Source organism: Polaromonas sp. P1_E3, from assembly GCF_056405935.1.
On the sequence record NZ_JBFUBD010000073.1, the window covers coordinates 1 to 13411 of the forward strand.

Sequence of the window (13411 nt, forward strand, 5' to 3'; positions counted from 1 at the left end):
ATGCAGGACATCGAGAAAGACCTGAGCTTTTAAGCCAGGCGCTTCAGGAACAGGCACCCACGCGGCGGCCTTTGGCCGCGAGTGATGCTCTCCCAGCCCTCTTGGACTCCAGTTCTTCAGGGTCCAGAGGCGGAAACGTCCCAGAGTCCCGAAGCGAACGCCAAGTGCACCTGAAGATAATGGTAGGGCGTGAGTGACTTGAACACTCGACCAAAGGATTATGAGTCCTCTGCTCTAACCAACTGAGCTAACGCCCCACTCAAGGTACAGATTGTAAGGGCCTACTTGCTATGGCTCAGCGCCGTGCTCACCAGCTTGGAGGTGATATCGACAATCTGGATCATTTTTTCGTAGGGCATCCGCATGGGCCCAATGACGCCCAGGGTTCCCACCACTTGTCCGTCGACCTCGTAGGGCGCGGTCACCACGGAAAGCTCCTGGTAGGGAATGACCTGGCTTTCGCCGCCTATGTAAATCCGGACCCCCTCGGCGCGGCTCGACACATCAAGAAGCCGCATCAGCTGCGCCTTCTGCTCGAACAGGTCAAAAAGCTTGCGCAGGTTACCCATATCACCGGAGAAGTCACTGACTGCCAGCAGATTGCGTTCGCCGGAAATAACCACCTCATCGCGCGACTCGATGGCTTCGGAACTGACCTTGACCGCAGCCTGCATCAAGGTGGCAATTTCACCTCGAAGGGCTTCCACCTCATTTTTCAGCCGCTCCCGCACTTCCTCGATCGCCATGCCGGCGTAGTGTGAATTGAGGAAGTTAGCGGCTTCTACCAGCTGCGACTGTGTGTAGTCAGCCTCGGTGAAGATAACCCGGTTTTGCACATCGCCGTCGGGCGACACGATGATCACCAAAAAGCGTTTTTCAGATAGCCGAAGAAACTCGATGTGGCGAAATACCGAGGTCCGGCGTGGCGCCATGACGACACCCACGAACTGAGAGAGACTCGACAGCATGTGTGCCGCATTGCTGAGCACTTTTTGAGGTTGGTCAGGTGCCAGCCGCGGCGCTCCGAGATGGCCGGGCGACGACAAAGAATCGCGCTGCGTGGTCAACATGGTGTCGACAAAGAGCCGGTAGCCCCGCGCCGTTGGAATGCGCCCCGCCGAAGTGTGCGGGCTGACAATCAGGCCGAGTTCCTCCAGGTCGCTCATCACATTGCGTATGGTGGCTGGAGACAACTCAAGGCCGGAAGCTTTTGAAAGCGTGCGCGAACCTACCGGCTGTCCATCGGCAATGTAGCGTTCAACGAGTGCTTTCAGCAGCAACCTGGCTCGATCATCAAGCATGGTGCCATTCTACGAAGCTTCGGTTGCGATGTTGTGATGTAATTTGCCGATGAAGTCGCAATTTCGCCATGTCGCATTGATCGGCAAGTACCACGCACAGGGTTCCCGGTCAGCACTGGAGGAGATCGCACACTTCCTGGGCACCCAGGGTTGCGACGTGGCGATCGAGCAAGACACCGCCAGCAACACTGGCTTGACCCAGTTCCCGACCCTTGACGCAGCCGGGATTGGCGCCCAGTGCGACCTCGCCCTCGTCGTGGGCGGCGACGGCACCATGCTGGGCATAGGCAGGTTGCTGGCCCAATTCGGCATTCCCCTGGTGGGCATCAATCAGGGCAGGCTGGGGTTCATCACCGACATTGCCTTCGAAGACTACCAGAACACCTTGATTCCCATGCTTCGTGGCGAATATGAGGAAGATCGCCGCTGGATGATGCAGGCCAAAGTCGTGCGTGACGGGCGCTGCGTCTTCAGCGCTACCGCCATGAACGACGTCGTCGTGAACCGCGGAGCGACTGCCGGCATGGTCGAGCTCCGCGTGGAGGTGGACGGCCGCTTTGTGGCAAACCAGCGTGCAGACGGCCTGATCATCGCTTCGCCGACCGGGTCTACGGCCTATGCCCTTTCCGCAGGCGGCCCCCTGCTCCACCCGTCAATTGCCGGCTGGGTCCTGGCGCCGATTGCACCGCACACCTTGTCCAACCGGCCCATCGTGCTGTCGGACTCCGGTGAGATCACCATCGAGATTGTCTCGGGCCGCGACGCCAGCGCCAACTTTGACATGCAGTCGCTGGCCAGCCTGCTGCACGGTGACCGCATTACCGTGAGACGCTCCGAGCACCAGATGCGTTTCCTGCATCCCAAAGGCTGGAGCTATTTCGATACGCTCCGCAAGAAATTGCACTGGAACGAAGGCGTGGCCTGAGCGGCCAGTATTCAAGTCATGAGTCTCAAAACCATATCGCTTCGCGACTTTGTCATTGTCCACAAGCTTGAGCTGGATTTGTCCAGCGGTTTCTCGGTGCTCACCGGTGAAACCGGCGCGGGAAAATCCATCCTGATTGACGCGCTGCAGCTGGCGCTGGGTGCCCGGGCCGACGCCGGGGTGGTTCGCGAAGGCGCCGCCCGCTGCGAGATCAGCGCAGAGTTCGACAGCCCCGCCGGCTTGGCCCCCTGGCTGGAGCAGGCAGGTTTCGACAGCAGCGAAACCTTGTTGCTCAGGCGCACGGTGGACGCGCAGGGCAAAAGCCGGGCCTGGATCAATGGCAGCGCGGCAACGGCCACCCAGCTCAAGGACATCGCTGACCAGTTGGTGGACATCCATGGTCAGCACGCGTGGCAAAGCCTGACCCGTCCCGACGCGGTACGCGGCTTGCTCGACTCCTACGCCGAAGTTTCTACCGGGGAGTTGTCGCGCCGCTGGCAACAATGGCGGCTCGCCCAGAAAACGCTGAACGACGCGCGCGAAGCACAAGACAGCCTGCAACGCGAACGCGAGCGGCTGGCATGGCAAATTGGTGAGCTCGACAAGCTGGCACCCGGGGCCGCCGAGTGGGACGAGCTCAATTCGCAGCACGGGCGGTTGTCGAACGCGCAGGCCCTGCGTGACGCAGTGCAGTCGGCCGTCGACGCCTTGCAGGAATCCGATGAAAACGCTACCGCGCTGCTGGGGCGGGCCATTGCATCGTTGCAAGGCCAGGAACACATCGAGCCTGAATTCACGGGCATCCTTGAGGTATTAAATGGCGCTCTGGCCCAGATGGAAGACGCAGTGCATTCACTCAACGGCTATGCACGCCATGCCGAGCTGGAACCCCAGCGGTTGGCCGAACTCGACGAACGCCTGTCACTATGGGTGAGTCTGGCGCGGCGCTACAAACGCACCCCGGCTGAACTGCCTGAATTGCTGGCCTCCTGGCGAGCTGAGCTGCACAAACTCGACGAAGCCGCCGATCTGGTTCAGCTTGAAAAAAACGAGAGCCAGGCAAGGTCAGCCTACCTGGACGAAGCCGGCCAGGTGTCGAAGGCGCGCAGCAAAGCGGCACCCAAGCTCGCCAAGGCCATTACCCRGGCCATGCAGGGCCTGGGCATGCAGGGCGGAAAGTTCGACGTGGCGCTCAACAAACTGGAGCAACCGGCGCAGCACGGCCTGGAGCAAGCGGAATTTCTGGTGGCGGGCCACAGCGGCAGCACACCTCGCCCCGTCGGCAAGGTCGCCTCAGGCGGCGAGTTGTCGCGCATTGCGCTGGCCATCGCCGTCACCACCAGCCAGCTGGGGCAGGCGCAAACACTCATATTTGACGAGGTTGATTCGGGCGTGGGGGGTGCCGTGGCCGAAACCGTCGGGCGGCTGATGAAACAACTGGGCAAGGACCRGCAGGTCATGGCCGTCACACACCTGCCCCAGGTAGCGGCCTGTGCCGACCAACATCTTGTTGTCGCCAAGCGCGCCGAAAATGGAACCACCATCAGCACCGTGGACCATGTCAATGGTGAACAGCGCGTGGCTGAAATTGCCCGCATGCTGGGCGGCGAGCGGCTCTCCGGCACCACACTGGCCCATGCCAAGGAAATGCTGGGACAGTGATGGCAACACTGGAAATGGTTCTCATCACCGGCATGTCGGGCTCCGGAAAGTCGGTTGCCCTTCACGCCCTGGAAGACGCGGGTTATTACTGCGTGGATAACCTCCCCCCCGAATTACTGACGCCTTTCGTCGCGCTGGAGCAGCAGCACGGTGCCCAGAAGGTTGCCATTGCCATGGATGTGCGAAGTGCTGTCTCGCTTCCCCTGGTGCCCCAGCAGCTGCGTCAGCTGCGCACTTCGGGCGTGGCGGTGCAGTCTCTTTTCCTGGATGCCAACACGGAAACCCTCGTGCGCCGTTTTTCCGAAACGCGCAGGCTTCATCCCCTGTCGCGCATTGATGCCTCCGATCAGCACCGCGCGCTGGTAGATGCGATCGAGCTGGAGCGTGAGCTGCTGGGTGAGATGCGCGAACAGGCCCATGTACTCGACACCAGCATGATTCGCTCGTCACAGCTGCAGGGCTATGTGAAATCGTTGATCTCGGCTCCCAGCACCCAGCTCACGCTGGTGTTTCAGTCCTTCGCCTTCAAGCGGGGCGTGCCGCTCGACGCGGATTACGTGTTTGATGTTCGCATGTTGCCCAACCCGCACTATGAATCGGGCCTGCGCCACCTGACGGGGCGCGATGAGGCTGTGGCAAGCTATCTGAAGTCCCATACGGAAGTGGGCGACATGTTCCGCCACATCGAGCAGTTTCTGAGTCACTGGCTGCAGGCGTTGGTACGCGATCACCGGAGTTATGTGACCGTGGCCATTGGTTGCACCGGCGGCCAGCACCGTTCCGTCTACCTGGTCGAGGAGCTGGCGGCGGCTTTCGGCCAGCAGTGGCGAACGCTGAAGCGGCATCGCGAACTCGACGCTGTTTGAGCTCAACAAAGCGAGGCGTGGGGCTGACCCCGGCACGGCAGTCAGGCTTGAGCGTGCTGCTCCAATAATTTGCGTATGGGAGCAGGCAACCCCAATGCAGGCCATTCGGCAGGGCCGAACCACGAACCGGGGCGCTCATCCGAAATCAGGGAGCTGGGCATGGCTTGCCCGGCGCGAAAGCCCGCGGTCCAAGGCGACAGGTGCAAGTCCTTGTGTGTCAGCACGTGGACAAAGCCCGGCAGGGGTTCAAGCGCTTCCCGCAACGATGCGGGCAAATCCGACGTCAATGCCTCATCGCTCTCAAAGACCGGCAGGCAATAAAGCCCTCCCCATATTCCACGGCCCGGACGCCGTTCAAGCCAAACCGAACCATCGGGCTTTCGTGCCCACAGCAAGCTGAGTGCCTGCGCGCTGCGCTTGAGTTTTCGTGTCTTGACTGGATACTTGCCCGGATCACCGGCTGCAAAACCCTGGCACAGGTGTCGTACCGGGCATAGCAGGCATTGCGGCTGGCGGCCCACACAAATCGTGGCGCCGAGATCCATCAACCCCTGGGTGTAACGCGGCATGGCTTCGGGCAGATTCTGCTCAGGCAGCAACTCTGCCGCCATGTCCCAAAGCACCCGCTCGTTGGCGCTTTGGGCCAGGTCGGCAGAAAAAGCCAGAACGCGCGTAAGGACCCGCTTGACGTTGCCATCCAGAATAGCCACCCGTTGGCCAAAACAGAACGAGGCGATGGCTGCAGCAGTGGAACGGCCTATGCCCGGCAGCGACTGAAGCTCTTCTGCCGTTTCCGGGAATCGCCCGGCATGCAGTGTCATGACATCCCGGGCGCAGCGGTGCAGATTCCGCGCGCGGCTGTAGTAACCCAGCCCGCTCCACAAGCCCAGCACCTCATCTTCGCCTGCCGCAGCCAGCTCCTTCACCGTCGGAAAACGCGAGAGAAAACGCGCGTAGTAGTCCAGGACTGTCGCGACCTGGGTTTGCTGCAACATGATTTCAGACAGCCACACGCGGTAAGGATCGCGTGTGTTTTGCCACGGAAGGCTGTTACGCCCGTGGGAAGCCTGCCATTGCACAATTTCCTCAGCAAACCCGGGGGGCAACTGAGCTGGGGCCGTTTGCTTCACAGCAGCCGATTTCCTTGCGGCAGGGGTCCTGGTGGGTTGCGGCCGCGTCAACGCTCAGGCAGCCTCGGGCACTGCGGCATTTTCTGCGGTGGCACCGTCTGCCCTGGGCTGCGCTGGGGCGCCCATCAGATGAGAGGTCAGTTCCGTAAGTTTGCTGTCCAGCTCGTCAAGCACGCGCTCCTGGGCATCAATTTCCGCGATTCGTTCATCCAGTCCTGAAGCCGCCTGCTGGATACGCTCAATAGCCTCCAGCCTGCGGCCGAAATTGCGTCGCCGCTCGCGCAACTGTGCATCAAGCTGCGATGCCGCCGACTTGTTCCACAGTTCCACCTCGCCGAGGGCAGATTCGTAAACCACCCGCAGTCGCGTGGCCAGGGCGCGAACCAGCCGCTCGGAGAATTCCGGCTGGGAAAGCTTCAAAACATTGCCCACGCCGAGGTACTGCAAGTGGCTGCGCTCTATCTGCTCCAGGTCATGTTCGTAGCGAATCAGCTCCGGCTCCTTTGGCGCCTGCAGCGAAAAGCTGAACTCGGCATTGAGCTGGCGAAAGGAGGCAGTCAACATGGACTGGATTTCACTGCTCATGATCTGCGACTTCTGCAGTCCCTCGCGGAGGCGGGAAAAAGTCTGGCCATAGGCCTTTTTGACGCCCAGCTTGATGCCCGGCTGCTTCAGGGCATGCGTCAGCTCGGCCAGTTCTGCCTTGAGCGTCGGGGTGCTGAGCAGATTGAATACGTCACGGAGCAATTTGAGGTGGACTGAACGCACCGCGTGAATTTTCGAGCCGCTGGTGTCGAACTCTGCCTGCTCCTGCTCGATGCGGCTGCGCATGTGCTTGATCACCGAGACGTTCTTGCCTCTGAGTCCACGCAACTCAATCATCTGCTCGGCCAGGTCGCGCCGGCGGATATGCATGGCACGCCCTGCTTCGGTCCGGAGCTCGCCGATGCCGCCGGACACCGCTGTCCGCAGGATTTTCTGGCGCTGCCCCATCACCCCCTGACCCAGTGCCAGCTCAAGGGTCGGCAGGTGGCTGGACTCCAGCAAGGCCTTGTCGCGCGTAACCTTGGCCACCAACCCCTTTTGGGCAGACACGGGAATCACCTGGGATTCCGGCAGGCCCAGGATTTCAGCAGACGTCGCACGCTGCTTGTCGATCTGTGCCTGCACCTGCTCAGGGGTGCTTAAGGCATCCCAGAGGGTGTCGATCTTGTTGAGCACCACGAGGCGCGCATCGGTGCCGTCGCCTTCGGTAATCAAATGCTCGCGCCAAATGGCCAGATCGGACTTGGTCACCCCCGTATCGGCTGCCAGGATGAACACCACGGCATGGGCCTGGGGAATCAGGCTCACCGTCAGTTCGGGCTCCGCACCGATGGCGTTGAGGCCCGGCGTATCGAGGATGACGAGGCCCTGCTTGAGAAGCGGGTGCGCGATATTGATCAGCGCATGGCGCCACTTGGGCACCTCGATCAGGCCGTCGGCGCCGACGCGCGGGTTGTCTTCGGGATTGTTGTCGTGCCAGAAACCCAGCGAGCGGGCTTCGTCATGGGTGACATGGCGGACTTCGGCCACTTTCTCGAGCGCCTGCGCCAGTTGCGCCGGGTCATTCACGTCGAGGTCGATCCGCGTCCATTTTTCGGGCACCGCGCGCCATTCCATGAGGGCCTGCTTCTGCAGTCGCGTCTCGATGGGCAGCAGGCGCAGACAGGGCGGCACATCCGCGTCGTAGCCCAGCTCGGTCGGGCACATGGTGGTGCGGCCGGCACTCGCCGGCATGATGCGGCGGCCATAACCGGCGAAAAAGATCGCATTGATCAGCTCGGACTTGCCGCGCGAAAATTCGGCCACAAAGGCCACCATGACCTTGTCCGAACGCACCTGTGACTCGAGCCGCTGCAAGCGCTCCTCGACCGCTGCGTCCAGCAGGTCATGGTCCTTCATCCACTCTGCAAGCAGTTTCAGGCGCAGGGCAAATTCGCGCCGCCACGTGCCGTGCTGGTCAAATTGTTCGTTAAAAGACATCGGTCTACCGTAAAGTGTGTCGGTCAATATAGCATCGCCAACCCGAAAGAACCATTGGCGCGTCTACGGACTCACGGTTTCTGGCAATTTGCGCAGTAAAAAGTGGACCGTTGCCCCTGCCGGAGGGTCTTCACCGGTGCGCTGCACACCCGGCAGGGCAAGCCGGCGCGGTCATAAACCATGGCTTCGAGCTGGAAATAGCCCGATTCGCCCTGCGCATTCGAAAAATCCCTCAGGGTGCTACCGCCCTTTGTAACAGCCTGGGCCAGCACCTGGCGGATCGCCCCATGAAGCCGGACAGCACGGGGCTTGCTGATCCGGTTTGCCCGGGTGGTCGGCCGGATTCCCGCCAGGAACAGGGCTTCCGACGCATAGATGTTGCCGACACCGACCACCGCCTCCCCACCCAGCAGCACCTGTTTGATCGCCGTTTGCCGCAGCTTTAGCGCCTGGTGAAAGCTTTCCGCGTCAAAAGCGTTGGTCAGCGGCTCGACGCCGAGCCGGCCGAGCAGCTTTTGGGCGGCTGGCGCACCTTCATGGCTCGCATACACCACAGCCCCGAAACGGCGCGGGTCGTTCAACCGTAAAGTGCCTTGGCTGGTTGTCATTTCGAAGTGGTCGTGCTTGCCCAGGGCGGGGAAACCGTCGCCAAAAGCCACACTACCGGACATTCCAAGGTGAATCAGCAGCAACCCGTCGCTCAGGTCTACCAAAAGGTATTTGCCGCGGCGGCGAACCTCGTGCACCTTCTGGCCGACAAGCTTGCGCGTCGCACAGCCCAGCGGCCAGCGCAGGGGCTTGCCCATCTGGATGCGCTCAATGACAGCACCGGCAATGCGGTCCGCAAAGCTCAGCCGGGTGACTTCGACTTCTGGCAATTCAGGCATAGGTTTTGCAAATAAAGGCGCTCACGCATGGCGCAGGAAGACCGTGGTGAACCAGCTGGGTAGCAGGGCCACGCGTAAAGCGGCAACGCAGCCCGGGGGCTTCAATTATCATGGTTCGATGAAGAAAAAAATTGGTCTTGCCATCAGTGGCGTGTGTCTGGTGGTTCCCTTGGTCCTGGCACAGACCGATGAACCGGTCCTGGCTGCGCCCTCGACGCTTGTCGAGGCCAAAGCGGCCCAGGAAGAAGCCGCTCCGTCTTCGCCGCTGGACAGCGCCCTTTTTTACCAGTTGCTGGTGGGGGAAATGACCCTGCAGGAAGGCGAGCCCGCCGCAGGGTTTGCGCTGATGCTGGACGCCGCCCGGAAGACCGGCGACGCGCAGCTTTACCAGCGTGCCACGGACATCGCACTGCAGTCCCGCTCAGGTGATGCCGCATTGCAGGCGGCCAGCGCCTGGAAGGCAGAGCAACCCGCTTCGCGCGAGGCAAACCGGTATGTCCTGCAGATCCTGGTGGCATTGAACCGGATTGTCGATACGACCGAGCCCCTGCAAACCGAARTCCGGCTTGCCCCGGAAGGGGAGCGAACCGCTGCCCTGAATGCGATACCCCGGATCTACGCCCGCATGGCGGACAAAAAACTGAGCGCCATGGTGGTCGAAGGAGCATTGACCGACTACCTGAGCAATCCCGCCACCGCCAGCGCYGCCTGGACSRCGGTRGGCCGCATGCGCCTGGCCGCCGGCGACAGCGGGGGCGCGCTCGCGGCAGCCAGGCGCGCGCAGGCAGCCGGCCCCTTCACCGAAGGGCCGGCGCTGGTCGCGCTGGAGCTGATGGACTCGAAGCAGCCCGAAGCTGAAAACCTGGTCCGCAAATACTTTGAAGGCAACACCAAAGCCTTGCCCGAGGTGCGGATGGCCTATGCGCGCGCGCTCCTGGATGCCCAGCGCTACGCGGAAGCCTCAGCCCAGCTGCAGGTCGTGACCCGTGAAAGACCCGAACTCCCCGAAGGCTGGCTGGTGCTGGGTTCCCTGCAGTTGCAGGACAACCAGCTGGCGCAGGCGCAGACCTCGCTTGAGCGCTATGTCACCCTGGCCCAGCAACAAACCTCCGAAGGCGAACGCAACCGCGGCCTGGCCCAGGCCTATCTTTCGCTCTCGCAGCTGGCCGAAAAACGCAAGGACTACGCGGCAGCGGAAGGCTGGCTGGCCAAAATTGACAACGCCGCCGACCTGACCCAGGCCCAAACCCGGCGCGCCTCCATCCTGGCCAGCCAGGGCAAGCTGGAAGAAGGACGCCAGCTGATCCGCAAGCTGCCCGAACGCAACGCCGCCGACGCCAGGCTGAAACTGAACGCGGAAGTGAGCCTGCTGCGCGAGTTCAAGCAATACCAGCTGGCCCATGATGTGCTGGCGCAAGCCCTGGCCAAAAACCCCGACGAGACCGAGCTCCTGTACGACCAGGCCATGATGGCCGAAAAGCTGGGCGCCATGGACGAAATGGAGCGCCTGCTGCGGCGTGTCATCCAGCTCAAGCCCGACTACCACCACGCCTACAACGCCCTGGGCTATTCGTTTGCGGATCGCAGCGTACGCCTGCCTGAAGCGCGTGATCTGATTCGCAAAGCGCTTGAATACGCACCCTCCGACCCGTTTATCAAGGACAGCCTGGGCTGGGTCGAATTTCGCATGGGCAACACCACGGAAGCCATCAAGATTTTCGAAACGGCCTATAAAGCCAAACCCGATGCGGAGATTGCGGCCCACTTCGGCGAAGTTCTCTGGGCCACCGGACAGCGCGACCGTGCGGTAGCCATCTGGAAGGAAGGCCGGCTGCTGAACCCCGAAAACGAGACCCTGCTCGAGACGCTCAAGCGGTTGCGCGTGAAGCTGTGACGGGAATGCGCGCCCCGACACCTGCACTGCCTGCGCGCCCAGCCCGCTTCTGGCTCGTATCCGCCTGCATCATTGCTCCTTTTTTGATAGCTGGTTGCGCACAACCACCAAGGGCTACAGGCACAAATGGCACACAAAATGACCTCCAGACGGGCCGCATCAGCTTGCAGGTGCAGAGCGAACCAGTGCAGTCTTTTTCGGCCAGCTTCGAGCTCAGGGGCAAGCCCGAGCGTGGCGAGCTTTCGCTGATCAGCCCGCTGGGCAGCGTGTTGGGGGTGCTCCGCTGGTCACCCGGCGAAGCTGTACTCGACTCCGGCAATGGCAAGATCCAGCGGTTTTCGTCGGTCGATGAGCTGATGGCCCAGGCCACAGGCACCGCCGTTCCGGTGACCGCGCTGTTTGCCTGGCTGCGGGGCGACAATGCCAGCGTCAGCGGCTGGTCTGCGGATCTCTCGCGTTATGCGGAAGGCCGCATCACGGCCAAGCGTCTGGAGCCGGCGCCGCCGGCCGACCTGCGTGTAGTCCTGGACCGGTAATCCAGGACAAATGCCCCAGGCTCGCGGCAGGCGTTCCTGTACTTACCTCCTACTCACCTCTCTCCCTGGCTTCTGTTACCGCTCTGGCGCTCCACGATGGCTCACCCAACTCCAGTTTCCAACGTCGCACAGCCGCTTAAGGCCCTGTATGACGTGCCCGCGCCTGCCAAACTGAACCTCTTTCTGCACATCACCGGGCGCAGGCCCGATGGCTATCACTTGCTGCAATCCGCGTTCATGCTCATCGACTGGTGTGACTCCCTGCACTTTGAGCTTCGCGCCGATGGCCGGATTACCCGGGAAGACCTCGGAAAACCCGACACAGGCACGCCCGGCGAACCACAGCCTTTGGCTCTACCCACCGAAGACTTGTGCGTGCGGGCAGCCAGGGCGCTGCAGGCGGCCTGCGGTACACCGCTGGGTGTCCATATCGGCCTGCAAAAAAGCATTCCTTCGCAAGCCGGCATGGGCGGGGGCTCATCCGATGCGGCCAGTTGCCTGCTGGCCTTGCAGCGGCTGTGGGGCGTGCGCCTGCCGCCCGAAGAATTGCGCGCCATCGCCCTGTCGCTGGGCGCCGATGTCCCCTTCTTTCTGTCGGGTGGCCACGCCTGGGTGGAGGGCATCGGCGAGAAAATCACGCCGCTGGCCTTGCCTGGAGCCCGTTTTGTGGTGGTCAAGCCACCCGCTGGCCTCCCCACCCAAGGTATTTTCAGCGCACCGGGGCTCAAACGCGACACAGAAACTGCTACAATCCAAGGCTTTGCTGCAAATGCTGAAGGCCACACGAAATCGATTGATTTCAGTTTCGGCCGCAACGACTTGCAGCCGGTAGCGCAGGAGATGTGCCCGCAGATTGGCCAGTCGCTTGACTGGTTGAAAACGAAACATCTTCAAGGGCGCATGACCGGCTCCGGAAGTGCTGTATTTGCGCAACTGCCGCATGGCACGGATTTGACGGATCTTTCAGGCTTGCCTGATGGCTGGAAAGTCCGGACATGCAGCAATTTGGAGGTGCATCCTCTGGCCGGTTGGTAAAATAGCCGCTCTTTTGAAATGCGCTTTCAAGCGACCATAGATGAAAAGTTTATAGGTCTGTTGCCGGTAACGGCAGCTGTCCTGTGTAGGGGTGTCGCCAAGCTGGTTAAGGCACCGGATTTTGATTCCGGCATTCGCAGGTTCGAATCCTTCCACCCCTGCCAAATTACAGACTGAGGGCGCGAGCCCCGGTCTTGCGGACCCGCCCGGAGCGGGTCCGTGTGACTCCTGACAGACCCGCGTGATGTGTATCAGCGGGTCTGTGTGTTTTTGGAAACACTTGAGGCAACCGGCGCTCACTGCCAAGCCCCGTTGCCACGTGTTGTCCCCCGTGCGTATTTTGCTTCGATAAAAATTTCAGCCACGTTCAAGTCCTTGTAGCAGCTGGGCCCCACATGCAAACGCACCATCCCGACTTCATGGTTTTCACCGGCAATGCCAATCCGAGCATGGCCCTTGAGATCTCCCAGCACCTGGGCATTTCACTGGGTGCTGCCCATGTGGGACGTTTTTCGGATGGCGAAGTCACTGTCGAGATCCAGCAGAACGTCCGGGCCCGTGATGTGTTTGTGGTGCAGTCGACCTGCGCACCGACCAACGACAACCTGATGGAACTGCTCATCATGGTCGACGCGCTGAAACGCGCTTCGGCCGAGCGCATCGCTGCGGTGATTCCGTATTTCGGCTACGCGCGGCAAGACCGCCGTCCGCGTTCGGCGCGGGTGCCGATCACGGCCAAGGTGGTGGCCAACATGCTGCAGGCAGTGGGCGTGTCGCGTGTTTTGACGATGGATCTGCATGCCGACCAGATCCAGGGGTTTTTTGATATTCCGGTCGACAACATTTATGCGTCGCCGGTGTTGCTGGGTGATTTGCGGCAGAAGAATTACACCGACCTGATGGTCGTGTCGCCCGATGTGGGCGGCGTGGTGCGCGCCCGGGCGCTGGCCAAGCAGCTAGGCTGCGACATGGCCATCATCGACAAGCGCCGCCCCAAGGCGAACGTGTCGGAAGTGATGCACGTGATCGGCGACATTGAAGGCCGCAATTGCGTGATCATGGACGACATGATCGACACCGCCGGGACATTGGTGAAAGCGGCTGAAGTGCTGAAAGAGCGCGGCGCCAAAAAAGTTTATGCCTATTGCAC

11 protein-coding genes and 2 tRNA genes are annotated in these 13411 nt (G+C 61.5%); 8 read left to right on the top strand and 5 right to left on the bottom strand.

Features of this window, described 5'->3' with window-relative positions:
• Window positions 1-180: 180 nt before the first annotated feature.
• Window positions 181-257, bottom strand: a tRNA-Ile gene (locus AC1D0Z_RS10680).
• Between the two features lie 24 nt (window positions 258-281).
• Window positions 282-1301, bottom strand: coding sequence for a heat-inducible transcriptional repressor HrcA (hrcA, locus tag AC1D0Z_RS10685; RefSeq protein WP_477658224.1), 1020 nt, complete (start codon window positions 1299-1301; stop codon window positions 282-284).
• A 49-nt stretch (window positions 1302-1350) separates the two neighbouring features.
• Here hrcA and AC1D0Z_RS10690 point away from each other — a divergent pair, with 49 nt between their 5' ends.
• From AC1D0Z_RS10690 to rapZ, 3 genes are read left to right on the top strand one after another with little or no spacing between them, the layout of a single operon-like run.
• Window positions 1351-2226: an NAD kinase gene (locus AC1D0Z_RS10690; RefSeq protein ID WP_477658225.1), complete on the top strand. Its 876-nt coding sequence runs from the start codon at window positions 1351-1353 to the stop codon at window positions 2224-2226.
• Between the two features lie 18 nt (window positions 2227-2244).
• Complete coding sequence (recN, locus tag AC1D0Z_RS10695; protein WP_477658226.1) at window positions 2245-3888, top strand: DNA repair protein RecN; 1644 nt, start codon at window positions 2245-2247, stop codon at window positions 3886-3888.
• The gene (rapZ, locus tag AC1D0Z_RS10700; RefSeq protein ID WP_477658227.1) at window positions 3888-4754 is read left to right on the top strand and encodes an RNase adapter RapZ; all 867 of its coding nucleotides are present in this window, start codon (window positions 3888-3890) and stop codon (window positions 4752-4754) included. The genes recN and rapZ overlap by 1 nt, the downstream gene beginning before the upstream one ends.
• Before the next feature lie 41 nt (window positions 4755-4795).
• Here rapZ and mutY read toward each other — a convergent pair whose 3' ends face one another.
• The 3 genes from mutY to mutM form a co-directional block, all read right to left on the bottom strand.
• Window positions 4796-5860 (bottom strand): A/G-specific adenine glycosylase, encoded by a 1065-nt coding sequence (gene mutY / locus AC1D0Z_RS10705; RefSeq protein ID WP_477658234.1) that lies wholly within the window; start codon window positions 5858-5860, stop codon window positions 4796-4798.
• A 78-nt stretch (window positions 5861-5938) separates the two neighbouring features.
• On the bottom strand, window positions 5939-7909 hold the full coding sequence (locus AC1D0Z_RS10710) for a dynamin family protein (RefSeq protein WP_477658228.1): 1971 nt from the start codon (window positions 7907-7909) through the stop codon (window positions 5939-5941).
• A gap of 71 nt (window positions 7910-7980) precedes the next feature.
• Window positions 7981-8796 carry a bifunctional DNA-formamidopyrimidine glycosylase/DNA-(apurinic or apyrimidinic site) lyase gene (gene mutM, locus AC1D0Z_RS10715; RefSeq protein ID WP_477658229.1) on the bottom strand — a complete coding sequence of 272 codons (816 nt, stop codon included), beginning with the start codon at window positions 8794-8796 and terminating at the stop codon, window positions 7981-7983.
• A 118-nt stretch (window positions 8797-8914) separates the two neighbouring features.
• On the opposite strand from mutM, the gene AC1D0Z_RS10720 reads away from it, so the two are divergent.
• The 5 genes from AC1D0Z_RS10720 to AC1D0Z_RS10740 form a co-directional block, all read left to right on the top strand.
• Window positions 8915-10690: a tetratricopeptide repeat protein gene (locus tag AC1D0Z_RS10720; protein ID WP_477658230.1), complete on the top strand. Its 1776-nt coding sequence runs from the start codon at window positions 8915-8917 to the stop codon at window positions 10688-10690.
• A gap of 5 nt (window positions 10691-10695) precedes the next feature.
• A complete protein-coding gene (locus AC1D0Z_RS10725) occupies window positions 10696-11226 on the top strand; it encodes an outer membrane lipoprotein LolB (protein ID WP_477658231.1) in 531 nt (176 codons plus the stop codon).
• 96 nt (window positions 11227-11322) lie between these two features.
• Window positions 11323-12261, top strand: coding sequence for a 4-(cytidine 5'-diphospho)-2-C-methyl-D-erythritol kinase (gene ispE, locus AC1D0Z_RS10730; RefSeq protein WP_477658232.1), 939 nt, complete (start codon window positions 11323-11325; stop codon window positions 12259-12261).
• An 87-nt stretch (window positions 12262-12348) separates the two neighbouring features.
• Window positions 12349-12425 (top strand) — tRNA-Gln (locus tag AC1D0Z_RS10735).
• A 231-nt stretch (window positions 12426-12656) separates the two neighbouring features.
• Window positions 12657-13411: ribose-phosphate pyrophosphokinase (locus tag AC1D0Z_RS10740; RefSeq protein WP_477658233.1), on the top strand; the 755-nt coding region annotated here is incomplete at its 3' end.